The sequence below is a fragment of the Shewanella sp. OMA3-2 genome (assembly GCF_021513195.1).
In the GTDB taxonomy this organism is placed as follows: domain Bacteria; phylum Pseudomonadota; class Gammaproteobacteria; order Enterobacterales; family Shewanellaceae; genus Shewanella.
In genome coordinates, this window is sequence record NZ_CP090974.1 from 54137 (window position 1) to 78861 (window position 24725).

Below are 24725 nucleotides of genomic sequence, written 5' to 3' on the forward strand. Positions count from 1 at the left end.
GTTAGCTATTATACAAACCTAACAGTTAAGTAAATTATAACCATTAAGGGAAATGCCGCCATGGAAAAAGGCACGTTAGTTCGCTGGAATAGCGACAAAGGCTTTGGGTTTATTAAACCAGAAACACGCGGTGATACCGATGTGTTTATTCATATTTCAACGCTCAAACACATGGCCAGAAAACCCCTTGTGGGTGATGAAATACTGTTTCACCGCGAAAACCAACCAGATGGTAAGGTTAAAGCCGTAAAAGCCAGTATAGAAGGCGTCGCAGTAATTGCGGGCTCCTCATCTGCAAAAGTCATTCACACGCCATTAAGCGGTCCATTTAACCTACCTTCCAATAATAAAACACACCACTCGCCGCGCACCTCTTCAGGTTCGATCATGGGTAGAATTATTTTAGTGTTAGTGGTGCTTAACTTAGGCATATATGGTTTCAATAAGTATCAAGACTTTAACGCCACGCCCATTATTACCAACGAAGATGTTGAGCAAATGCAGTGGGCTCCTACAGCACAACCACGTTCCATTATTCCAAGCAGTCAGTTCAGATGCGAAGCAGGTAAAACCCATTGTAGCCAGATGCGATCTTGTGCAGAAGCCACCTTTTACATAAACAACTGCCCAGGTACAAAAATGGATGGTAATGGCGACGGAGTCCCCTGCGAAAGGCAATTCTGCGATTAAAAATTGAAGTAATAATAGTCACTGACTTTAGCTAATGTCGATCCAATTTTTCGCCGAGCACCGTTTTTCATTAACCCAGCTTTCACTCACACATGTATTCACACGTCATGTACTACAGTCTAGCGCGATAACTTATGTTAAAATGCACCAATCAGCTTTATGAATGTGTTACCGCTCTCATTTGTCTGACCGAACGTAGAAAAAATCTACCGTGATTAATTCAGAGGATACAAAATATGAGCAAGTTAAATGCCGAAGAGCGTAAAGCTCGAGATAACGATCGTTTTTCAAAACGTGTTGATGAACGTAGAGTAAAAGGCGAAGATGTGGTGGCTTATGCACTTGCCAATGAAAAAGCGTTTAAGTTTCTCACTAAAGATGAAAAACACAGCCTTAAAGAAAGACAAGCAGCACTGATAGAAGAAGCTAGTCTTAAAAAACAGCAACAAATTGAGCTTCAAAACCAGCAGGAACTCGAAAAAGCTGAAGCGGCCTTTACTGAAGAGTAACCGTTATAAACGGCCATTTTCATTAATGATGAATAATGGCCCATGTTTCAAGTAAGTAGCACATGCCACAGTTCTGTTAATCACTACCCCGCACACACACCGTAAGAAATAAACAACGATCTTCTGGGTCGAATCTATTGCCGCAAGAGCATGAACAATCCTTACCGTTATTCCTCGCGCTTCACACACACAAATAACGCATTACCAGATATTTTATCCCACGGAATGATTTTGTCATAATCGTGTTCAAATATTTGCACCTCAAAATACGGGCTTAGCAATGCTTCAAGTTCGATAAAACTGGTCGCCACCATCGCATGGGAGTCTTGCCATAACTGAGTGATATCAGATTGGGTTTTGGCTATGGTTAAATTCAGCGCTTGCATCTCACCTTCACCGCTGTAATGCCAGCCTGACTCAAACACAAATTGGCTGCCATCAAATTCTGCGCTGTGCTTCACTAACGCCTTGTTATTAATTTTATGTTTATCAACTGAGTTAAAACAAAACATGCCACCGCTATTTAATGCTTTATGCACGCTCGCAATACAGGCTTTAAGCGCTTCAATACCGGGTGAATAATGAATGGAGTACAAAAAGCAGGTAATAAGATCGCGTTTTTCTTCAACATTAAACTCAATCATATTTTGCAAACTAAACTGCGCTTCTGGACAACGCTGCATAGCAATGTCCAGCATAGGCTGATTGATATCAAGTCCACTACTTTGAAAGCCTAAATCGATAAAATGTCTAACATGCGGCCCAGTGCCACAGGCCAAGTCTAAGTGTTGTTTGCCGTTGTTACCCAAAAACTGATGTAAGCGCGCTACGCTATTTGTTTGTTGTTGATAGTTAATGTCGCAACACATTAAATCATAATAAGCGGATAAATCGGTATAAAGGGCATTGTTAGACATAAAGTAAAATCGAAGACAGACTAAATTTAAGGTGGCGCATATTATATCAATTCATTCGATTGAGAAATCATTAATGTCTGCTTGAGCATCAAGGCTATTACCCTGCAAACAATTTCCCTTAGGTGGACATTGACCCAGTACCCACTGTAAGCCATGAATAGCCGTAGTAGGAAAAGCAGTTTGATGATCCGCTTCGGGAATAATCAATAATTTTGTCTGCAATCTTGAGGGCCATTGTTGCATCAAATCATTAAAGGCCTGCGCCTCTTTTACCATGTCTTCGCCAGCTCCGTGGACCTTACTTTCTAATTCGCCAATGCCGATGAACACTTTGGCAGATATAGGTTGAGTGTTTTTTACAAATTGTTTTTCTAATTCAAAAATATACCCTTTATCCCACCAGTAAGAAGGGCTACCAAAAATGTAGCTGTCGAACATTTCAGGCTTAGTCATTAAAATATACGTTCCAAATAGCCCGCCCAAAGAGTTACCCATGTAAACCCGTTTACTAGCCAGTGCGCGGTAATGACTCTCGACATAATTAAACACTGTCTGTCCAATAAAATCACGATGAGCCGCAGCCCCTCCAGTAACATTCTTCCACTGTTTATTTTGCGTTGGGGTATAGTCACGAATGCGGCTTAAGCTCCCTATGCTGCCTTTAGAATAGGAAATTCCCACAATAATGGCTTCATCCATTTTATTGAAATTCATCGGAAATCGGCTCGCACCAGACACAATTTGGAAGCTATACCAAGCATCGGTTAAATACACCACCGGGTAGTGCTTATTGGGTTGACTGTGATAAGACTTAGGCAATTTAACAAATAAAGGGTAAATTCGCTGACTACTAGGATCTGTAATCTCAACCACTTGACTTCTTGGAATATTAAATGGTTGGGCGTTATTATTTGCCCCAAAAACAGAGATCGATGTTAAAACCATAATGACAAAAAACATAACACGAGTCGATAGCATACTCACCCACTAAGCTTGACATAAAATTCATAGATTAAAGATAGCCGTCAAACCTAACCCAGTTTGATTAAACTTTAAAAAGCAGCGACCAACGCTATCCCTGATGCTGAGTAACTAACGCACCCACAACATAAGCTCATTAGCATCTACCACAGCCAACTGCCTTTTAGTTAATTCGCCTGCTGCGTCAAACAGTAATAACTCCGCAGGTCTGGCACTATGCTTAGCTATCAATTGGTCTCCCTCTGGGGTGCCCGCTCTGGCAAGTAAAAAGAAAACGTTATCACCAAGATGAGCACGCGCTTCATTCATCTGCTCAGTCTGGCTGGTACTTGAAACGAGGTTAGGATCATAGACAAATACTAGCGCAGGTTTGCCGGTGCCAATTTGTTCATGGGTGGTTTTAAATCCCTTGGGCATCACCATCAGCACCAACCCCAAAACAGCAACGATAGTTGCAATAACACTTATCGAAACCCAAGGCATTTTACCTGGCGAGTTTGAAGTATTTTTATTCATGATGGTAAGCCTCTATTTTTATTGTTGAAATACATAATCACGTTGTGCAGTGTAGTGAGTTAACCTGAGCGCAAGATTAAAAATTGTCGAACCTATTAGGAGAAGCTCATCAATAGGTTATTGATTACAGCAATAACCTTTACTTTGTAGCATCAGTATCTTGTGTCACTCTCGCTAACAGAAAACATTACTCACTCAATTATAACTGCTAAGATTATGATACTTACTGTTAACATTTTACTCTTACTATAAAAAATAACGATAAACTTGCTGAACATTATTTGGCTGAATTGAGTATTACTTGGTTGAGTTGAGCATTACTTGTCTTAATTAAGCTTTAGTTAAGCGTTAGCTAAAAATGAATAAACTAACTTTGCTTTACCTAGGTTGAGGCTGCCACTGTACACAAGGTACTATTTTTGCTTAATATTTAAATAAAATGCACTCAGCAGTAAACCAAACCATGTCTCATCTTTATTTGAACATCATAGTCAACAAGGACTAAATCAGTGGCTCAATTGTTAGATCATCATATTGAACAGATTATTATTGATTCACTATTACTCACAAAAGATGGTGTAGGCATTTTTGATCCCGAAGACAGGTTAATATTTTGCAATCTTGCCTTAGCGATGTTTTTATCCATGCCTGCTGAACAAGCCTTACATAAAACGTTTTCTGAATTGTGTTTTATCTGTTTTAGTAACAAAACAGGGATAAATATTGAAGCAGATTGTTTTGATACTTGGATAGCTGCTACAAATAAAAAAAGAAGACATAGTGATTACCGCACATTTGAAACCGACACAGTAGCAGGCAAGTACTTCATAGTAACCGAACAAATGGTGCAGAATAATTACTTGTATATGTATATCACTGACATTACAGAAAAAAAGAGAATGAAAAAAGGCTCAAGTTAATGTCGCAAAAGCTAGAAAAACTGGCCGCAACAGATTACTTAACCGGTATTCATAACCGTCGTCATTTTTACGAAACCGCCAAAGAGGAATTTAATAGAAGTTTAAGGCAAAATATCACTCTAACAGTACTGATGTTAGACCTAGATAAATTTAAACTTATCAACGATACCTATGGCCATAATGCTGGCGACCTAGTGTTGCAAACGTTTACCAAAACGGTCAGTAAATTGCTCAGGGACTATGATACTTTTGCGCGCATAGGCGGCGAAGAGTTCGCTATTTTACTGCCTTCAACAGACGCTACCATAGGCGCGATGATCGCTGAACGAATTAGAGCCGCGGTAGCAGCAATGACAATTATCTTTGAAAATGACACGCTAATGATTACAACATCGATAGGACTGTTACAACACTCAGATCAAATAACCTGTTTCGATCATATGATGCAAATAGCAGATGAACACCTGAACCTAGCCAAAAAAAATGGACGAAATAGAGTAAAAGTAGGTTAATCTTGGTACTTATGTAACATCCATAACTAACAGCCACTATGCAGCGTTTGCTCCCCACCTTCTACCAAGTAATTCGCAACTAAAACATAAAAAAATCAGCAAAACTGGGGGGAAATAGGCACCATACCGAACGGTACCATTCTGTTATATATGCACTTGAACACGCTACTCGAGAAGCCCTAAAGCTATCATATCCGTAAACCAATAATAAGCGACACTGAGTCAACGTTTATCATTGAATTACACGCAGCAACTTGGTTTGACAAGTGACTCAGTAAAAATTTTATCTTAATGTAGGCTTAGGTCGGCAATGATTTTTGTATTATCGTCGCAGGATAAATTGACTACAGCAGCAGACTTAGCGCCAACGGAAATATTAAAATACCCGCGCTAACGTAACCCAGTTTATTAACACTTTTAGAATACGCTTTTGCTTGTTTCATTCCAAATAACGGCCGCAACAAGGTGCTACGACGAATAAGTTCATAACAAAGCAAGCACCCGACAATAGTAATAACAATGACGGCTAATGGCTCAATAATGGGTCCAGCTGGACCTAAGTCAAATTGAGATAGTTGGTAGGCCGCTATAATAATAATACTTTGGTGCAAAATATAAAAAGCGTACACCCCCTCAGACCAATAACTCAGTTTGCTGGAGGCAACATTTAAATAATGATATGCCAAAGACAATAGCAACAAAGCACCCATTACCCTTGAAAGACTGTAGCTGAGCAAGCCCAGCAATTGCCAAGTATAATGTGCATTGTCACCCTGTGGCAGCCACATAAATTGATAGAAACACACAAAGCTGACGAGTACTAAAGGGGTTAGTTTGGCTAAAAAGGGCAACGCCTCTTTAACTCGTGACCAAAACAGCGGTGACCAACCAATTAAATAGCCGTATAGCATAAAGGCGAACCCAAGCGGGTATCTTACTGTGTCTGGCTCCCAGAACAGTTGCAGTAAAAAAATGGGTAGCGTTGCCATGCCTATAGCCAATGCACCTGGTAAACGAAATATCCAATTCAATACTTGTACTGTTTTATTCGCATTTAACAATGGCAGTAAACAAACCAACAGCAAAGAGAATTGCCATAACGAGCGTAAATACCACAGGTGGTTCACATCGATATGCGGCCATATACCGGCTTGATACTCTTTAAAGATGACGCTGTCTTCAGCAAAAAACTCAATCATAAACTGCCAATACGACATATCTAGTGCTGATTTCTGAGTCATCTCAATATACAGTTGCGGCGGCACAACAACCAAAATACCAAATAACAAAGGCAGCAAAATACGCACCGAACGTAAAAATACAAACCGCTCTACCGACACCTTGACCAGTAAAAATTTTATCGCAATACCAGAAACTAGCCACAATATTGCCATTCGCCAAGGTGACACAAACAACATGACCATCTCAAGACCTTGCCACTGATATTGGCTTTTAAAATGAAACCCCCAATTTTCAACGTATAGCATGCCAATATGAAAAAAGATCAGTAAACCAAAAGCACCAACCCGCAACCAGTCCAAATCAAATCGGCGTGATGGCATATATTCAAAATCGGGTACAAAGTAATACTTGATAATTGCTTTCAGATTACCGATGCTGTTTAACATAAATTCCGCCCCTTAATTTCGCTGACATATTATTTTCTGTATTGTTCAGCGTAATTGTTTCTCAATGTTGAAATAGCAAAGTCTTACACAAATGGGGGCAGATAAAAGCCTAAAGGTCTGTACTGACAGTGCTTAGGGACAAGCGGTGGCTGTGTGGGACGAATAAATTAACAATAAGCCTTCCATCAACTAAATCGTCTAAATGGATCAACATGAATTACTTGTCACATTTTCAGCGCTACAAGTTCAACTATGAAATTATCGTATTGTTCTGCTACTTTTTCATTAATGCGACAGTATTAGCGACCTCAGTTTTAATGGAAGAAAGCCGAGAGTCTAGTTCATTGGTTTTTGATACCCGGGAACCCTTTGTGTGGGAATACTCAAGTGCAGTGAGCTCTATTTTACTGTTCCCACTTATTGTCTATCTGCTACGAAAACATCCATTTCAATGGCAAAACATTAAACAATCATTCGCTGTTTATGGGTTTGCATCTGTGGTCTTTTCACTGGGCCATGTAGGCCTAATGGTGGGCATAAGAGAAGTAGTGTATTTACTAATGGATAGACGCTACGACTTTGGCAATCTTGGTTTTGAGTTACTTTATGAATATCGCAAAGATTTATGGAGCTTCATCTTTTTTGTCATTGTGATAAAGGGTTACCAATTTATCATTATGCGCTTGCAGGGCGAAGCAAACCCGATAGAAATAGGGGAAAGTGAGCATTCAGTCGATAAACCACACACGAATCTAGACCGGCTATTAGTTAAAAAACTAGGTAAAGAATTTATTATTCAAATTCATGATGTCGAATGGCTTGAGGGATCTGGCAACTACGTCAACTTACACATAAAAGAACGTATTTATCCGCTTAGAGCAACATTAACATCATTATCTGCACAGCTTAGTACTCAAGGCTTTTGTCGTATCCACCGCTCACATGCCGTTAGACTTGATATGGTGGAATCGATCACACCGCTAGCTAGCGGCGATAGCGAAGTGAAACTCAGAAATAACAAAACCCTTATGCTTTCAAGACGCTACAAAGATGGATTTAAACAAATGTTTGAACGATGAAAAAGAACAAGCCTAGTGCCTAGCCAGTTTCATATAAAGCTAATATGGTCAAAGTACGCTTTCCATCGCGTACGCAAAGCTTACCAATGAGACTTCATCAAGCTGGTTACTATATGCAATCGCTGTTAAGGTTCATTATGTTATTATGTAACAATAGTTAGCTCGATTGATTTCTAGCGTATTTTGTCCAAAGGATTAAATTTTTTTATGGAAAAAGTGTTTGAAAAATTGATGTATGCATCGCGCTGGATCATGGCACCGATTTATCTGGGGTTAAGCCTAGTGTTATTTGCTTTAGGCATAAAGTTCTTCCAAGAAATCTTTCACCTCATCCCCAATATCTTCAAAATAGCTGAAGTCGATTTAATACTGGTTACGCTATCACTCATCGACATTACCTTAGTGGGTGGTCTGCTCATCATGGTGATGTTTTCAGGCTACGAAAACTTCGTTTCACAGCTTGATGTCAGTGAAGACAGTGAAAAGCTCAACTGGCTTGGCAAAATGGATTCAGGTTCACTTAAAAACAAAGTGGCGGCTTCAATTGTGGCGATTTCATCTATCCACCTGCTTAAAGTCTTTATGAATGCCGAAAATATCGAGAACGACAAGATCATGTGGTATCTGCTAATCCACATCACTTTTGTATTATCTGCATTTGCTATGGGGTATCTGGATAAAATTACCCGTGCAAAATAGCATAAGTAAATCGTGGGGTAGAAAATTATTCTATCCCCACTAATGGCTATCAATGTTGGCCGTACTACGTGAGCTCATCAACCACGGAACGTATCTATGATAAAATACTGGTACAAACAATTCCCTCAATATCCGCCTGATCACCCCGATTACTGGCGCATTCGTTTAATCGAACATTCATTACTCATTACTACCAGCTACTTTCTCATTTTGACCCTAATCAATTTGTTGCATTTCGATAACTTCCAATACGCCTTACTCGATGGTTTCGGCTTATTCTTATCACTGGCTATATACTGCCACTTTCGTAAAACTGGACAGGTTAAGGCAACATCATGGGCGGTGACTATTATGGTAGCCAGTCTAATCATGCTGTTTTTGTTCACAACAAAAGGTTACTCCCACTCATTACTATGGGCAACCTTGATCCCGCCATTTTCATTTTTTCTTGTTGGTCGAACTTGGGGGACGGTTGTCTCATCAATTACATTTAGCCTGTGCGTCATATTGGTTTATCAACAAACACAGAATGCCGAGCCGTTCACATATTCCATGGGGTCATTATTTAACGTTATCGAGGTATGTATTGCGCAAGTATTAATCTTACGATTCTATGAAAAAACCCGATTTTCAGCCTATCAAAAGCTTGCTCTACGCAACATAGAAATCCAAGAAATGGCTGAAACAGATAAACTCACAGGGCTGTATAACCGTGAAAAACTCGATGGGGTTCTTGATAAACTACTCGCTTCACCAAACATAAATACTGCTATGGATACTCATACAATAAGTACTGATGCCATAAGTAATGAGACGATACCGCCTGTGCAATACCCTATTTCGATTGCCATTATCGACATAGATCATTTCAAACTAATTAATGATACTCACGGTCATCTTGTGGGGGATAAAGTTTTACATGAACTAGCACAATTACTGCAAAGCCAAATGCGCAATGATGATTTATTAGCACGCTGGGGCGGCGAAGAATTTGTGGTGGTACTACCCAGCACCACCTTAGACGATGCGATGGAGTTAAGCGAAAGATTACGCCAGTTTATTGCCAGTAAGAATATCCGACAAATGGGGCTAACTATCAGCCTAGGTATCGCACAATATCAGTTAGAAGACTCTGCTCACAGCTTACTCGACCGTGCAGATAAAGCACTGTCTCATTAACCCCCCGCTCATAATAAAATGCGTATGAATGGAATCTGAAAAAATGTTAAAGATTACGTTAAAAACGATGACATAAGTACGCTCTTACAATAAAAAGCCTCAATACAGTTAAGTATTGAGGCTTTTTGCATATCAAAATTCAGATTTCTAATCTTTAAATCAAATCTAAAATTTATGCCTGTAATGCATTTAACAATAAATACCTTGCCCTCTGGCGTTGCCGTTCTGGCAAGTAAAAAGAACACATTATCACCAAGATGATCACGAGCTTCATTCATTTGCTCAGTTTGGGTGATACTCGACACAAGGTTAGGATCGTAGACAAACACAACAGCAGGTTTCCCCAAACAAAAAGCCCTGATACATCGCTGCATCAGGGCTTTCTTTTTTATCGATTAGTACCACACTTTAGGATCAGCCTTATCATTATGCACAGTGTCGAATAATTAGACTAATTAGTATCTAATTTCTGAACCTTTTCTATAGGAGAATCTAGTTCGGATTCAGTATTTATATACTCACATAGTGCAGTCGTATTATTAGATAATTCCTCGGTTAAAATATGCTTAGAAAATATCTCACCACTTTCTCTGTCAACAACATAAAATGAACTAATTGATTTTAAGGCATTAAATCCAGAAGTGATTTTTTCAAATACAAAATATTCGATATGTTCTGAATTCGACTCTGCATTATCAACATACCTTTGAATCACTGGAATAATATATTTTTTATCAAGGCAACTAACTAAAAACTCACCTTTTAAGCTAAGTTCATTTGCTCCTTGCATCTCAACAATAACATTATAATTTAAAGAGTTAGGGGTTTTTAACGTGTATTGATGATCAGATAAAGGCTCGATAGAAAACATGTTTGCGTGAGCATCTGAAAATACAAGTAACAGGATAAAAAACACTTTTAAAAAATTAGAAAACATCACTAAAAACCTGCCTATTCATAATCATTTTTAGATTCTCGTGCCTACTATTATAGCTATTAGTATTCTTGTTAATTACCGATGTAACAGCATCTGTTACTTGTTTAGAAGATCCTTTGTCGGCAATTAAATATAGCTTGTTTTTCACCCAAAATACAAGTGCAGAACGTAAAGCGTATTTGGCCGTTATTAATAATTCTGGATTAGCAACGAAGTTTATAGACTCACTCCATAAGTCGTTGTGTGTCGATTGAATTGATAAGTAATTAGACTTCCCAGTCAATTGAATCATCCCCCTTCCACGGTATTTCCACCCATCACCTGAATCAATTGAGCCATTACCAATTCTAAGTGCATAAGCATGGTTAGCTATTGCTACTTCATCTGCTTTTTTATTCTGATTAAGGTTATATGAATGCGTTTTAGCTAGAGTTGGGTTTTTTCTATAAAATGAAAAGTTCTGTTTCAGCGCCATTTCACTATAAATTAAACTTTCTTCCATAGAGAATGTTGAACCAACTTCTTTTAATATTTGAGCAAAAAAGTGAGATAACCTTAATTCTGAGTCTACTTTACAAAGAGTTGCACTTGAAGTTAGCTCACTTGCAATATCAGACAGGAAACTATTACTAACTTTTGATTCGTTTGGCCACAATACTCGTAACTGCCTTAATGTTATCTTTGTCATTTCAATCCTTTGGGTCGAACATAATATATCCAATACATTATTATTTTACTCACTATCCAAATTAGTGTCTATTATCAAAAGTAATTACAAAGGAGTGATGGCGAGGGGCAAGTAAGCATTCTTAATGATGATGGCTATGCAAAATTATTTAGTTAAAAAATATAAGTTGAGACAGAGTCAGGGCGATCACGTAAGTATGCGTTTTTGTGCAGGATAAAGCGTTTAGTATAAGCGCTACGTTGCTTGTATGTGAGCGGTAAGCAACGCCGTAATCAATATTTTAGACCCGCAGAAAAACAAAAGCCCCGATACTGTTAAGTATCGGGGCTTTCATATTCTTTTACAAGAAGTCTAACTTTAAGCTTTAGGCTTGAAGCAAAATTTGATCTAGCGCAGGATAAATCGTGTTAGAACAAGGCGCTTTACCACGACGTTTAGCTTTCTTAAACGAGTGGTGAAGCAACGCAGTTATCACCGATTTAGACCAGTTAGATTACATCATGCCGCCCATTCCGCCCATTCCACCCATTCCGCCCATATCTGGCGCAGAATCTTGTGGTACTTCAGCTATCATAGCTTCGGTAGTGATCATTAAGCCTGCAATCGATGCGGCGAACTGTAATGCGCTACGAGTCACTTTAGTTGGGTCTAGGATACCCATTTCTAACATGTCACCGTAGGTGTCGTTACCAGCGTTGTAACCGAAGTTACCTGTGCCGTTTTTAACCGTGTTCGCCACTACTGACGCTTCTTGACCTGCGTTAGTTGCGATTTGACGTAAAGGCGCTTCCATTGCACGTAATGCGATTACTACACCGTGCTTTTGGTCTTCGTTCAGTACTTCAACATCTTTAATTTTGCTTGCTACGCGAACAAGGGCTACACCGCCACCAGCTACTACGCCTTCTTCTACCGCTGCGCGAGTAGCATGTAATGCATCTTCAACGCGGGCTTTTTTCTCTTTCATTTCAACTTCTGTTGCTGCGCCAACTTTAATCACTGCAACACCGCCAGCCAACTTAGCCATACGCTCTTGAAGCTTTTCTTTGTCGTAGTCTGAAGTTGATTCTTCAATTTGTTGCTTGATTTGGCTTACGCGGCCAGCGATTTGAACTTGATCGCCGTTACCATCGATGATGGTAGTGTTATCTTTAGTGATGATAACGCGTTTTGCTGTACCTAAATCTTCTAGAGTCGCTTTTTCAAGTTCTAAGCCGATTTCTTCAGCGATAACAGTACCGCCAGTTAGAATTGCCACGTCTTGAAGCATTGCTTTACGACGGTCGCCAAAACCAGGAGCTTTAACAGCTGCCACTTTAACGATGCCACGCATGTTGTTAACAACTAATGTTGCTAATGCTTCGCCTTCAACGTCTTCTGCAACCATAAGCAATGGCTTACCGGTTTTAGCTAGACCTTCAAGAATAGGCAATAACTCACGGATGTTAGACACTTTTTTGTCTACTAATAAAATGTACGGAGCATCTAACTCAACGCTGCCCGTTTCTGGCTTATTGATGAAGTACGGTGATAAGTAACCACGGTCAAACTGCATACCTTCAACAACGTCTAATTCGTTTTCAAGCGCTTGGCCTTCTTCAACTGTGATAACGCCTTCTTTACCGACTTTTTCCATTGCAGTTGCAATGATTTCACCGATTGACTCGTCAGAGTTAGCTGAGATAGTACCGACTTGAGCGATAGCTTTAGTATCAGCACAATCTTGAGAAAGTAGTTTAAGCTCTGCAACGGCTGCGATAACCGCTTTGTCGATGCCGCGCTTAAGATCCATTGGGTTCATACCCGCTGCAACGGCTTTTAGACCTTCAACAACAATAGCTTGTGCTAATACTGTTGCAGTAGTGGTACCGTCACCGGCGGCATCGTTGGCTTTAGAAGCAACTTCTTTCACCATTTGTGCGCCCATGTTTTCAAACTTGTCTGTCAGTTCGATTTCTTTTGCCACTGATACACCGTCTTTGGTGATCATTGGCGAGCCAAAGCTTTTGTCTAAAACAACGTTACGACCTTTAGGGCCTAAAGTGACTTTAACTGCGTTAGCTAAAATGTTAACGCCTGCAAGCATTTTTACGCGTGCGTCGTTACCAAATAATACTTCTTTTGCTGCCATGTTCTGATGTTCCTTTAAATGAGTTTTGAAGTAGAAAGTCTAATAAAACTGGAGGCTTAGCCTACAACAGCCATTAAATCCGCTTCTGACAGGATTAATACTTCTTCACCGTCAATTTTTTCTTTTTTAACGCCGTAACCTTCATTGAAGATCACAACATCACCCACTTTCACGTCAAGCGGAGTCACTGTGCCATTTTCTGAGATACGACCGTTGCCTACTGCAAGGATTCTACCGCGAGTTGACTTTTCTGCTGCACTACCCGTAAGCACGATGCCACCTGCAGATTTTGATTCAACTTCTAAACGTTTAACGATAACACGGTCATGTAATGGACGAATATTCATCTATGAACTCTCCTAATGATTTTATGCCCAATATCGAGGCGGTTTGATGGAAAAGGTTTTTACCCTTTGATGCTTGATATATGGGGGTGTTCAATCACACTTCCAAGGGCTAGCGATAAAAAAACTACAGAATTTTTAAGTCTGTTTTATTAAACCTGTGCAAACCCTGATAGAATTCGCCTCCTTTATTACTAAACGATGTCACCATGAAAGATAAACACGGGTTGCTTAGTGCACCAATTGGTCGTGTTCTGTTTAACATGACCCTACCTAACCTGATTGGTATTCTCACCATTCTGGGTGGCAGCTTAGTGGACATCTATTTTATTAGTCAGCTGGGCACAGAAGCCCTCGCGGCGGTCAGTTTTACTTTTCCAGTCACCTTAGTGATTGCCAGTATCGGCATAGGTATTGGTGCGGGCGTATCAACCAATTTAGGTCGTTTTATTGGCTCTGGTCATGCTGAGCAAGCTAAAGCTTTTTTATTCGATACCTTAGTGCTAACCGCTGTGATCATTATCTTATTATGCTTAATGGGTGGCTTTTTGATTGGGCCATTATTCAGCTTACTGGGCGCGAACAACCACAGTATGCCGTACATTTATGACTATATGATGTGGTGGTATTTGGGCGCCCCCGCTTTGGTATTACTGATGGTAGGAAATCAAGCATTACGTGCCACGGGTGACACACGGTCACCGGCTAAAATTATGATGCTGGCGGCGATTGTCAATTTAGTGCTAGATCCCTTATTAATATTCGGTTTAGGACCTTTCCCCCGCTTAGAAGTACAAGGGGCAGCTATTGCTACCGCCCTGTCTTGGATGATCGCCCTTTTACTGGCGGGTCGATTACTGATTTTTAAACGTAAATTATTACATCGCGCTAACTTGGTTCGTAGCCGTATGGTGGCTAACTGGCGTGCTTTAGCCCATATCGCACGTCCTGCGGCATTAATGAATTTAATCAATCCCATTGCCAATGGTATTTTGATGGCCATGATAGCCCGTATAGACCATGCTGGCGTGGCAGCATTTGGGGCGGGAATGCGCTTAGAGTCGGTATTACTACTGGTGGTAATGGCGTTATCATCAAGCTTGATGCCATTTATTGCCCAAAACTTAGGTGCAGGGCAACATGTTCGCGCTAAAGCAGCGTTACTTAAATCGTTGCAATTTATATTGGTATTTCAAACCCTGCTGTATATTCCAATGTACTTTTTTGCCTATCCTATTGCACAACAATTTTCTAACGACCCTGTCGTTATTGATTGGTTAACATTTTATATTATTGCCTTACCCGCGGCATATGGTCCGTTGGGAATAGTGATTATTTTTGCCACCAGCTTAAATGCGTATCATAGGCCAATGAGTTCTTTGGTGATTAATTTATGCCGCTTAATGCTGTTAATGCTTCCCTTAGCCGCATTAGGCTCGTACATTGGTGGTGTTAAAGGCCTAATGCTGGCACTGCCTATAACAAACACCCTGATGGGTATAGCCTGTTATATATTAGCAACTAAGATTTCAGAGCCAGATCAACAGACACACTCTAGCCCTATTGTTATCGACTAATGTTATCGACTAATGTTATCGACTAATGTTATCGACTAATGTTATCCACTAATATTCTACACGACTGCATAGGCAGACTATGACGACTCAACATACCCCAAAAAATGATCAACCTTTAAGCATAAGGCGCCCTTTTAAAGCGGCATTAATGTCTGCCCTTATTATGCGGGTAGTGGCCAAATGTGGCTGGGGAAAAAGTGGCATGGCATAGGTTTTATGGCAGTATCGCTGGGGTGCGTGCTGGTGTTGATGAACTTTGCTATTGAACGGGCACAGGTCATATCGGCAAAAATTTTGGCAGGCGATGTTCCCTTAGAATACAGTGCGATTTACGCCCAAATAACCCAAGCCCCTGAAGGTGATGCAGCGCAAATAGCTACCTGGATAACCTGGCTGTTTGTCGCTAACTGGTTAAGCAGTATTGTGACGGCCTATATTGCTGGCTCAAAGATTGATGCTAGCTTAAAGGTCGATGCTAGCAAGGTCAGCGACAAATAGCACACTGAATAAAGAGCCACATATTGGGCGACTTAACTCACAAACATTAACAAGCCAGCAATACGCTGGCTTAGTATTAAGTCGCACTTTGATAACCCAGCTTCTTTGCGCTAAATTCTTTGGCTAACGTCTGTTTAGCCAAATAGATTTCGCAAATTACTTTCGCGTATCGTCTTTGTTGTCTATTTGATGACTTTCAGGACGTTTTTGGCTTGGGTCGTCTTTATGCTCAAAATCTCCTTCAAAGGTATTGTCTTGATCACGCGGCGGCTCAAAAGGATTCTGTCCAAATGGGCCCTGATTAAATGGCCCTTGCTGACCGAATCCACCGTGAACGCCGCCATTAGCCATCACTTTAAGCTGCATACGTTTATACATAAATGCCGCAATAGGTGCGCGAGTGAACGGGGTTAACAGTAATAATCCTATCGCATCGGTGACAAAGCCAGGAATTAACAACAGCACACCTGCAGCCGCTAACATCATGCCCTCAACTATTTCTTGCCCTGGCGCTTCACCACGAGCCATTTTTTGTTGCACTGTCATTAGGGTGTTCAATCCTTGGCTTCTAACTAATGACACACCAACAATGGCAGTAAAAAATACTAAGCCGATTGTTGGCCATACACCAAGTGCATCACCAACTTGAATTAATACCGACAGTTCTAAGGCAGGTACAATAATGAACACTAATAATAAAATCAAAAACATGTAAACCTCGATATCAAAATGATGTTTGCCGATTAATTGGCAAATAATCTGCTGTCGATGAAAACTATATTGGGTTTGTCCGGTCTATTTTCAAGAGACGTCACGAATTTCAAACATAACAGTGAAATCTGTTGCTAAAAATCGTACAGTAAGCCGATATTGGCTATTTCTAGCTTAAGCTAACGTTAAGTTTAACCGAGATACAATGAAAGCGGATTATTTACTGATTTTTTCAACCTGTCCCGATAAGGCCACAGCCGACAGTATCGCCCAGGCATTGATTAATACCAAGCTTGCTGCTTGCGTGCAAATTAGCCAACCTATTACGTCGGTTTATTATTGGGACAACCAAGTGTGTCAGTCTCAAGAGGTACAATTGCAGATAAAATGTCTCGCGTTACATTATCAAGCAATAGAAAAATTGGTGATCCAATTGCACCCTTATGAAGTACCAGAGTTAATCGCAACCCCTATTAATCAAGGGTTAGCGCCTTATTTAACATGGATAAAAGAAACCACTCAATCATGAAAAAAATATTCGCCTTTGTTTTAACATCATTACTTTTACTGTCTTCGGCAGCCTTCTCACCACTGGTTCAAAGTGAGGGGGTATTTAGCAAAAGTAAGTTTGATTTTTAAGCAGTGAACCAGAGCTACTATCGGTTAATGAAGCATTCTCATTCGATTTTAAGCAGCAAGGTAATCAATTACTGATTAGCTGGGTCATTGCTGACGGTTACTACATGTACCGCGACAAACTGACCTTTAAAGCCGACGGCGCTGTTATTGGTGAAATTAATTTACCCCGCGGAAAAATTCATAACGACGAATACTTTGGCGAGCAAGAAGTCTTTTACTCGTTTGTTCAAATTCCTGTGGGCATTAAAGAAGCCACTAAAGAAGGTACCTTTAAAGTAACCTTTATGGGCTGTGCTGAAGGGACTTTGTGTTACCCGCCAACCACCCGTGATGTTATTTTAACTGAAGTTGCCGCGAATGATGGCAAAGTGACGCAAGCTAAAAAAGTAATTGGCGCGCCGAACACATCGGCGAATAATGGCACAGAATCAACCGTAAAAAGCCCGATTACTCAGCAAGACACCTTAAGCCAAATGCTTGAAAACGATAGCTTACTGTGGACCTTGGCCATCTTTTTTGGTTTAGGTATTGGCCTGGCGTTAACCCCTTGTGTATTCCCAATGTATCCTATTTTGTCGGGCATTATTGTCGGCCAAGGTGAAAAACTGTCTACCGCAAAAGCGTTCACTTTATCGATGGCTTATGTGCAAGGTATGGCAATTACCTATTCATTATTGGGCTTAGTTGTGGCCAGTGCAGGAATGAAATTCCAAGCGGCGCTGCAACATCCTGCTATTTTGATTTTCTTAGCTGTGATGTTTGTATTGCTGAGTTTATCTATGTTCGGCATGTATGATTTAAAATTGCCGTCAAAGTGGCAAGAAAAAATGAACTCACTGTCAAACAACCAAAAGGGCGGCAACTTGATTGGCGTATTCTTTATGGGAGTGATTTCAGGTTTAGTCGCCTCACCTTGTACTACCGCACCTTTATCAGGCGCACTCATTTACGTTGCCCAAAGCGGTGACTTATTACAAGGCTTCCTCGCCCTTTATGTATTAAGCATGGGCATGGGTGTACCGCTATTAGTATTAGGGACATCTGGCGGCAAAATTCTCCCTCGTGCTGGCGCATGGATGGATGTTATCAAGACAATTTTCGGTTTCTTGCTCATTTCAGTGTCAATTATGATGATTGGTCGTATCTGGGTAGGGCTCGTGTCTGACGTATTGTGGTCGATTTGGGCTGTTAGCCTAGTCGGTTATTTAATGCATCAGAACAAGTTAACCACCTTTAACTGGAAGCAGTCTGTTCGTGGCGTACTACTATTACTCGCCTTACTTGCCAGCTTTTCCTATGGTTTTCAAGCTGTAATGGGTCACTTTGGCTTCCAAGTACCTGGGATTAATCAAACAACCAACAATGGCACTGCACAAGCTGAAGCGCACCACTTTATTAAAATTAAGTCGCTAGATGATTTAGCGGTTGAGTTAGATAAAGCCAGCATCAGTGGTAAAACTGTCATGTTAGATCTTTATGCTGATTGGTGTGTGGCTTGTAAAGAGTTTGAAGCGATTACCTTCGCCAACAGTGATGTGCTTGAACGCATGAATAAAATGGTGATATTGCAAGCCGATGTGACCAAAAGTGATGCGATTGATATTGAGTTACTTGAGCATTATGGTGTGCTTGGTTTGCCAACATTGCTGATGTTTGATAGCAATAGTGATATCCGTGATGATCTTCGCGTAACTGGCTTTATGGGACCTAAAGATTTCGCTAATCACTTAGATTTACTGCTTAAACAATAAATTAATAAAACATTAACCAATAAAAAAAAGCGACTTTTTGAATAAAGTCGCTTTTTTATAATAGAAACATCATTTTTCCCAAATGTTGGTTTTTCTTATACAATGTGACCTATCTTTGCTTTTCGCAATAATGGAGTGCTATGGAACCAGCTATATTAATTATCACCTTACTGTGTGGGCTTTTAGTCAGTAAAGTAGGCCTACCGCCGCTTATTGGTTATTTAGCTGCAGGATTTGTTCTATTCACTTTTGGCATTGAAGACACCAGTCTTCCGCTCTTACAACAGCTCGCTGATTTAGGCGTGACCTTACTGTTATTTTCAATTGGCTTAAAGCTGGATTTAAAAAGCTTATTTAAAGCCGAAGTATTGGCAACCTCGAGTATTCATTTAATTGGCTCAATTATTTTTTTCATTCCAATCCTAAAATTATTGGGTATGGCGGGGTTAGAGCAACTAGAAGGTTACACCCTTAATCAGCTATTACTTATTTCATTCGCGTTAAGCTTTTCCAGTACTGTTTTTGCCGTAAAAGTCATTGAAGACAATGGTGACATGAAGTCTCTTTATGGTCGTGTCGCAATTGGTATCTTGATTATGCAAGATATCTTCGCCGTGATATTTCTAACCATATCAAAAGGCGATGTTCCCTCTATTTGGGCGTTAGGATTATTGTTATTACCCTTTGTTAGACCGCTTATTTATAAAGTGTTCGACAAAGTAGGCCACAGTGAAATGTTAGTCCTGTTTGGCTTAGTGATGGCATTAGTGGTAGGTGCTTGGTTATTTGAAGCGGTAGGTTTGAAACCTGATTTAGGTGCATTGATTATTGGTATTTTACTCGCTGGCCATGCTAAGTCGTCTGAATTAGCTAAATCGATGTACTATTTTAAAGAACTGTTTTTAGTTGCTTTCTTCCTCACCATTGGCTTAAACGGACTCCCTACCTGGTCAGACATTGGCTTGGCTGGCATATTAGTTATGCTAGTGCCAGTAAAAATAGCCATGTTTATGTATTTACTCACTCGTTTTAAGTTGCGTTCGCGTACTTCATTACTTGCCTCGTTCAACTTAGGCAATTACAGTGAGTTTGGCTTAATTGTCGCGGCTGTTGCGGCGCATAAAGGTTGGTTACCATCCTCATGGCTAATTATCATCGCTGTCGCATTAAGTATTAGTTTTTTATTTGCCGCACCGCTTAATAGCAGCGTAAATAAAATTTATAAGCGTTTCCAAAGTCGCTTAGTTAAACTTGAGAAACACCCATTGCACCCTGAAGATCGCCAAATCAAAATTGGTAATCCACGATTTCTAATCTTCGGTATGGGCCGTATTGGTAGTGGTGCTTATGATGAATTACGTTTACGTTTTGATGGCGAAATATTAGGCATTGAACATAAACAAGAATTAGTCGACTTTCACCGTAACCAAGGCCGAAATGTTGTTCAAGGTGACGCTAGCGATACAGACTTTTGGGAAAAGTTAGAGCGCGCCCCTAACCTCGAGTTGGTATTACTCGCTATCCCAAACCACGTCGGCAATGTATTTGCAGTTGAGCAGCTTAAAAAATTGAATTATAAAGGTAAAATTAGTGCCATGGTTCAATATGAAGAAGATGCCGATATTTTAATTGCGGCAGGGGTTAATAGTGCCTATAACCTATATGAAGCAGCCGGTGCTGGTTTTGTTGACCATGTGATTTATGAGTTACTTGATGAGCCTCAAGAACAAGCTAATCGCGCGGAAAAAGTAGCAAATGCCGCCCAACAGGCCCCAACAAGTCACTCAACCACAAGTGGCCAAGTGTAGTGTTAAAAGCTGGCAAGATTTAAGTTAGCAATTGAGCATAAATAACGCCTCGAATTTTTTCGGGGCGTTTTTGTTTTTATCAGCGTATTTTCAATTTTAAAATAGTGAAAAAAATCTCAGTTACAGCAGCTATAAAGTCGTGATATAAATCAAAGTACTAACCTGAATCACTCTCTGTGGGAAATTTTTGAAATATGTCTAACCCTGCTCAACGTGCTACCAAATTATTTGTGCAAACTTTCGGCACAAAAGCGGATGATTTATACCAAGCACCAGGGCGGGTGAACATTATTGGTGAACACACGGACTACAATGAAGGGTTAGTGCTGCCTGCGGCGATTAACTTTCATACCGTGATTGCAGTCAAACACCGGGAAGATGATTTATTTCGCGCGGTAACGGATGCCTTTCCAGGACAAATTAAACAATGGCACTTTGGTCAAGAAGGCACAGTGTCATCTAATGATGATTGGGCTAACTATTTGAAGGGTGTTACCTCAGCGATGCACACCTCAGGTCTGCAAGCAAAAGGGTTAGACTTGGCCATTGTCGGCAATGTGCCATTAGGTGCGGGACTTTCTTCATCGGCAGCATTAGAAGTCGCTTTTGGCACGGCCGTTAGTTACGCCAGCCAATTACATTTATCCCCTCTAGCCATTGCTCAATTATCTCAACGGGGTGAAAGCCAATACATGTGCCATGACTGCGGCATTATGGATCAGATGATCAGCGCGTTAGCCGTTGAAGATCATGCCTTATTAATTGATTGTTTAGAGCTAGAAAGTGAAACCGTATTAATACCTGAAGCATTAAGCATTATCGTGATTGATCCAGGCATTAATCGTAAAGCCTTTATGATGCAGTTTGAGCAACGTAAAAAAGAATGTTCCATCATTACAGATTTATTAGGTTTAGATTCATTACGCGATTTATCCTCAAGCTACCTAGAGCAACGCAGAGACAATTTGTCATCTGAGCAATTTAGACGCGCTCGCCACGTTATCACTGAAAATACCCGTGCTAGCAATGTTGCCCGTGCTTTTCAGCACAATAATATCGCCCGCTTTAGCCAATTAATGGCCCAATCCCATCAGTCATTACGTGATGATTTTGAAGTAATATCACCTGAGGTCGACATATTAGTGTCAATAATAGCCGAACACATTGGTGAACGAGGCGGTGTGCGAATGAGTGATGGCTGTGTTATTGCGTTAATCGAGCATGAATTAACCGATGCTGTGATCAACTTAATTGAACAACAATACCCCCAAAAAACAGGCTTAGAAGCCAAAATACATTTATGTTCAGCCAGTGCTGGCGCAGGCAGGATAAGCAAATAACCCCAAAAATAGCGTAATCTAACGTTACAACATCATTATTAAAGAGGCCTCAATGGTACGTTTTAGTGTGCTTGAATCTTGGCAAGATCCCCGCGGTGGAGAAGTTGAACGTGTCCGTTTAGACAATGGCACTATCGCAGTGGAAATTTTAAGTTTAGGCGGCATTATCCGATCATTATGGGTACCGACAAAAAATGGCGAACGCCAAAACGTGGTACTAGGCTGCGACAGTGTGGCAGATTATTTGGCTCAGTCAGCCCATCTTGGGGCTATTGCTGGTCGATACGCTAATCGCATCGCCAATGGCAAAATGTCCCATAACGGTATTGAATATCAATTAAGTGTGAATCAGGCAAGCAACTGTTTACACGGCGGCGTTGAGGGCTTTAACCGTAAGCATTGGCAACTGGGCACCACAAGCGATGGCGTACGGTTAACTTTGCACAGCCCTGATGGCGATATGGGGTTTCCTGGCAACTGCAGAGTGCAATTAGATTACCGATTAGTGGGTAATAATTTGTATGTGGAAATGTTAGCCACAACAGATAAAGCCTGCCCTGTTAGCCTTACCCAGCACAGTTATTTTAATTTAGACGGCGGTCTGACCAATACCAGCCATCAAATACAAGTTGATGCCCAGCAATACCTGACCATGAATGAGGTAGGTGTACCCACCGCGATGGTGGCGACCGCAGGCAGTGATTTAGATTTAGCTCAAACCACTTCCATGTCAGTACAAACACAACGCCCTACACTTGCGACAACCAATGGGTTTGATCATTGCTATGTAATGGATAATTCTGAGGGTGAATTACAACGCTTTGGTAAGTTATCCAGTACAATCAGCGGTGCCAGTATGACTGTGTATACCAACCAACCTGGGGTACAGTTATACGGTGCTAACTTCCTAAACGGCGTAATCGCAAAAAAACAACAGGTATTAGTATCCCATCAAGCGGTGTGTATTGAACCACAGATGTTACCAGACTCGCCTAACCAACCTGATTTACCAGGTAATGCTTGGCTGATGCCAAATGAAGTTTATCACCATATTTCACGCTATGAATTTTCGGTAGAGTAAGTGCTTAGTTATCAATAAAAACAAACAAGGGGTAAGTCTTCACTTACCCCTTGTTTCATTTACATCAGTTTTGTTAACGGTCACATCTGCCAAGCAGTATTAGTTACCGGCTATTTTCATTTCACTGAGTAAAATGCCACCGGTGCGAATCGACGAGCGTAAATCACGATCCTTACCCACGCCTTGAATCCCCATAAACATGTCTTTTAAATTACCCGCTATGGTAATTTCTTCTACAGGGTACATCACCTGACCGTTCTCAACATAAAATCCTGCTGCACCGCGAGAGTAGTCACCAGTCACACCATTAACACCTTGCCCCATCACTTCAGTGACGATCAAGCCTGTGTTCATCGCTTTGATTAAGTCATCGAAGGTCTGGTCAGTATGGCTAAGCGTCCAGTTATAAATACCGCCGGCGTGACCTGTGTTGATCAAACCTAATTTACGCGCCGAGTAGCTAGTTAATAAATACGTCGCTAATGAACCATTATCAATAATTTTTCGGCTTTGAGTCGCAACACCTTCACTGTCGTAATTAGCTGAGGCTAATGCACCAACTAAGTGAGGTTGTTCTTCAATATTGAACCAATCTGGAAAAATTTGGGTGTTAATTGAATCGAGCAAGAAACTCGACTTACGATGCAAGCTGCTGCCACTAATGGCACCAATTAAATGCCCCATTAAGCCGGTAGCAATTTCAGGTGCAAATAACACCGGCATTTTAGCTGTGGCTATTTTACGTGCATCTAACCGACTGAGGGTTTTATTGGCAGCTTGTTTACCTACCGCTTCTGGACTTAATAAATCTTGATACCTACGGGCTACGGTATAGTCATAATCGCGCTGCATATTGCCATCAGACTCTTCACCAATCGCCACACAACTTAAACTGTAACGCGAACTACAATAACCATTTAAAAAGCCATGACTATTACCATACACTTTGGCACTGGTGTGCGCATTGGCTGTGGCACCATCGGAGCTTTTTATACGGCTATCGGTTGATAAGCTGGCTTCTTCTGCGCGAATCGCTAACTCAGCTAATTCTTCAGCAGTTAATGTCTGCGGATGATACAGCTGTAAATCGCGAATATCTTGTGCCATTAAGGCTTTATCAGCCAAACCACTGAATGGGTCTTCAGAGGTATATTTGGCAATATCATCGGCCGCTTTAACCGCTTGTCTAATTGCCTCTGGGCTTAAGTCTGAAGTAGAAGAGTTACCTTTACGGCCATCACGAAATACGGTAATGCCTAAAGCACCATCTTTGTTAAACTCGACGGTTTCAACTTCTTTATTACGGGTAGAAACTGACAGGCCTTGTTGTTTACTGATGGCAACTTCGGCCGCAGTAGAGCCTAATTCTTTGGCGTATTCAAGCGCAACTCTGACCGCTTGCTTTAATGCCGATAATTCACTGTCAATAGTGGCTGGAGGTGCTTGATGAGAAGTCACAAATAGTCTCTTAAATGGCCTAAATTATCGCTAGCATAGCAAATTCATTTCACGATTGATAACAACACGTTTTCCTGATCTTTTTTACAAGATACAACTGCAAAATAAATGCTATCATTAGCAGATATTTAT

The 24725-nt window shown here is 40.7% G+C and carries 23 protein-coding genes and 1 pseudogene; 14 read left to right on the forward strand and 10 right to left on the reverse strand.

Annotation, left to right across the window (positions count from 1 at the left end):
• The first annotated feature begins 60 nt into the window (after positions 1-60).
• Positions 61-690, forward strand: a complete 630-nt coding sequence (locus L0B17_RS00255) for an excalibur calcium-binding domain-containing protein (protein WP_235086772.1) — start codon at positions 61-63, stop codon at positions 688-690.
• A 236-nt stretch (positions 691-926) separates the two neighbouring features.
• Complete coding sequence (locus L0B17_RS00260) at positions 927-1199, forward strand: DNA polymerase III subunit epsilon (protein WP_235086774.1); 273 nt, start codon at positions 927-929, stop codon at positions 1197-1199.
• A 167-nt stretch (positions 1200-1366) separates the two neighbouring features.
• Here L0B17_RS00260 and L0B17_RS00265 read toward each other — a convergent pair whose 3' ends face one another.
• From L0B17_RS00265 to L0B17_RS00275, 3 genes are all read right to left on the reverse strand, one after another.
• Positions 1367-2116 carry a class I SAM-dependent DNA methyltransferase gene (locus tag L0B17_RS00265; protein ID WP_235086775.1) on the reverse strand — a complete coding sequence of 250 codons (750 nt, stop codon included), beginning with the start codon at positions 2114-2116 and terminating at the stop codon, positions 1367-1369.
• 51 nt (positions 2117-2167) lie between these two features.
• Positions 2168-3061 carry an alpha/beta hydrolase gene (locus L0B17_RS00270; RefSeq protein WP_235086777.1) on the reverse strand — a complete coding sequence of 298 codons (894 nt, stop codon included), beginning with the start codon at positions 3059-3061 and terminating at the stop codon, positions 2168-2170.
• Positions 3062-3208: 147 nt separating this feature from the next.
• The gene (locus L0B17_RS00275; RefSeq protein WP_235086779.1) at positions 3209-3613 is read right to left on the reverse strand and encodes a hypothetical protein; all 405 of its coding nucleotides are present in this window, start codon (positions 3611-3613) and stop codon (positions 3209-3211) included.
• A gap of 509 nt (positions 3614-4122) precedes the next feature.
• Here L0B17_RS00275 and L0B17_RS00280 point away from each other — a divergent pair.
• Both L0B17_RS00280 and L0B17_RS00285 read left to right on the forward strand, forming a co-directional pair.
• Entirely contained in the window at positions 4123-4533 is a 411-nt protein-coding gene (locus tag L0B17_RS00280) for a PAS-domain containing protein (protein WP_235086780.1), read from the forward strand.
• Positions 4533-5045, forward strand: a complete 513-nt coding sequence (locus L0B17_RS00285) for a GGDEF domain-containing protein (RefSeq protein WP_235086781.1) — start codon at positions 4533-4535, stop codon at positions 5043-5045. The genes L0B17_RS00280 and L0B17_RS00285 overlap by 1 nt, the downstream gene beginning before the upstream one ends.
• 344 nt (positions 5046-5389) lie before the next feature.
• Here L0B17_RS00285 and L0B17_RS00290 read toward each other — a convergent pair whose 3' ends face one another.
• The gene (locus L0B17_RS00290; RefSeq protein ID WP_235086783.1) at positions 5390-6673 is read right to left on the reverse strand and encodes an acyltransferase family protein; all 1284 of its coding nucleotides are present in this window, start codon (positions 6671-6673) and stop codon (positions 5390-5392) included.
• 212 nt (positions 6674-6885) lie between these two features.
• Between L0B17_RS00290 and L0B17_RS00295 the strand changes: the two genes are divergently transcribed.
• From L0B17_RS00295 to L0B17_RS00305, 3 genes are all read left to right on the forward strand, one after another.
• Positions 6886-7752, forward strand: a complete 867-nt coding sequence (locus L0B17_RS00295; RefSeq protein ID WP_235086784.1) for a LytR/AlgR family response regulator transcription factor — start codon at positions 6886-6888, stop codon at positions 7750-7752.
• A gap of 207 nt (positions 7753-7959) precedes the next feature.
• The gene (locus L0B17_RS00300; RefSeq protein WP_235086786.1) at positions 7960-8451 is read left to right on the forward strand and encodes a TIGR00645 family protein; all 492 of its coding nucleotides are present in this window, start codon (positions 7960-7962) and stop codon (positions 8449-8451) included.
• A gap of 96 nt (positions 8452-8547) precedes the next feature.
• Positions 8548-9630 carry a GGDEF domain-containing protein gene (locus L0B17_RS00305; RefSeq protein ID WP_235086788.1) on the forward strand — a complete coding sequence of 361 codons (1083 nt, stop codon included), beginning with the start codon at positions 8548-8550 and terminating at the stop codon, positions 9628-9630.
• Positions 9631-10081: 451 nt separating this feature from the next.
• Here the strand turns inward: L0B17_RS00305 and L0B17_RS00310 are convergent, their stop codons facing one another.
• From L0B17_RS00310 to L0B17_RS00325, 4 genes are all read right to left on the reverse strand, one after another.
• On the reverse strand, positions 10082-10567 hold the full coding sequence (locus L0B17_RS00310; protein ID WP_235086790.1) for a hypothetical protein: 486 nt from the start codon (positions 10565-10567) through the stop codon (positions 10082-10084).
• The gene (locus L0B17_RS00315) at positions 10557-11255 is read right to left on the reverse strand and encodes a glycoside hydrolase family 19 protein (RefSeq protein ID WP_235086792.1); all 699 of its coding nucleotides are present in this window, start codon (positions 11253-11255) and stop codon (positions 10557-10559) included. The genes L0B17_RS00310 and L0B17_RS00315 overlap by 11 nt, the downstream gene beginning before the upstream one ends.
• Positions 11256-11748: 493 nt before the next feature.
• The gene (groL, locus tag L0B17_RS00320; RefSeq protein ID WP_235086793.1) at positions 11749-13386 is read right to left on the reverse strand and encodes a chaperonin GroEL; all 1638 of its coding nucleotides are present in this window, start codon (positions 13384-13386) and stop codon (positions 11749-11751) included.
• 56 nt (positions 13387-13442) lie between these two features.
• On the reverse strand, positions 13443-13733 hold the full coding sequence (locus L0B17_RS00325) for a co-chaperone GroES (RefSeq protein WP_235086795.1): 291 nt from the start codon (positions 13731-13733) through the stop codon (positions 13443-13445).
• Between the two features lie 206 nt (positions 13734-13939).
• Between L0B17_RS00325 and L0B17_RS00330 the strand changes: the two genes are divergently transcribed.
• Together L0B17_RS00330 and L0B17_RS00335 are read left to right on the forward strand one after the other, a co-directional pair.
• Entirely contained in the window at positions 13940-15307 is a 1368-nt protein-coding gene (locus tag L0B17_RS00330; RefSeq protein ID WP_235086797.1) for an MATE family efflux transporter, read from the forward strand.
• A 180-nt stretch (positions 15308-15487) separates the two neighbouring features.
• The gene (locus tag L0B17_RS00335) at positions 15488-15805 is read left to right on the forward strand and encodes a hypothetical protein (protein WP_235086798.1); all 318 of its coding nucleotides are present in this window, start codon (positions 15488-15490) and stop codon (positions 15803-15805) included.
• A 156-nt stretch (positions 15806-15961) separates the two neighbouring features.
• Here the strand turns inward: L0B17_RS00335 and L0B17_RS00340 are convergent, their stop codons facing one another.
• Positions 15962-16516: an FxsA family protein gene (locus L0B17_RS00340; RefSeq protein WP_235086800.1), complete on the reverse strand. Its 555-nt coding sequence runs from the start codon at positions 16514-16516 to the stop codon at positions 15962-15964.
• Between the two features lie 205 nt (positions 16517-16721).
• Here L0B17_RS00340 and cutA point away from each other — a divergent pair, with 205 nt between their 5' ends.
• From cutA to L0B17_RS00365, 5 genes and pseudogenes are all read left to right on the forward strand, one after another.
• Positions 16722-17045 (forward strand): divalent-cation tolerance protein CutA, encoded by a 324-nt coding sequence (gene cutA, locus L0B17_RS00345; RefSeq protein ID WP_235086802.1) that lies wholly within the window; start codon positions 16722-16724, stop codon positions 17043-17045.
• Positions 17042-18906 (forward strand): annotated as a pseudogene (locus tag L0B17_RS00350) (protein-disulfide reductase DsbD). The gene cutA and the pseudogene L0B17_RS00350 overlap by 4 nt, the downstream one beginning before the upstream one ends.
• A 140-nt stretch (positions 18907-19046) precedes the next feature.
• Positions 19047-20714, forward strand: coding sequence for a cation:proton antiporter family protein (locus tag L0B17_RS00355; RefSeq protein WP_235086805.1), 1668 nt, complete (start codon positions 19047-19049; stop codon positions 20712-20714).
• 194 nt (positions 20715-20908) lie between these two features.
• Positions 20909-22054 (forward strand): galactokinase, encoded by a 1146-nt coding sequence (gene galK, locus L0B17_RS00360; protein ID WP_235086807.1) that lies wholly within the window; start codon positions 20909-20911, stop codon positions 22052-22054.
• Between the two features lie 52 nt (positions 22055-22106).
• Positions 22107-23135 (forward strand): aldose epimerase family protein, encoded by a 1029-nt coding sequence (locus tag L0B17_RS00365; protein WP_235086809.1) that lies wholly within the window; start codon positions 22107-22109, stop codon positions 23133-23135.
• Between the two features lie 99 nt (positions 23136-23234).
• Here the strand turns inward: L0B17_RS00365 and pmbA are convergent, their stop codons facing one another.
• Complete coding sequence (gene pmbA, locus L0B17_RS00370; RefSeq protein ID WP_235086810.1) at positions 23235-24593, reverse strand: metalloprotease PmbA; 1359 nt, start codon at positions 24591-24593, stop codon at positions 23235-23237.
• Between the last annotated feature and the right edge of the window lie 132 nt (positions 24594-24725).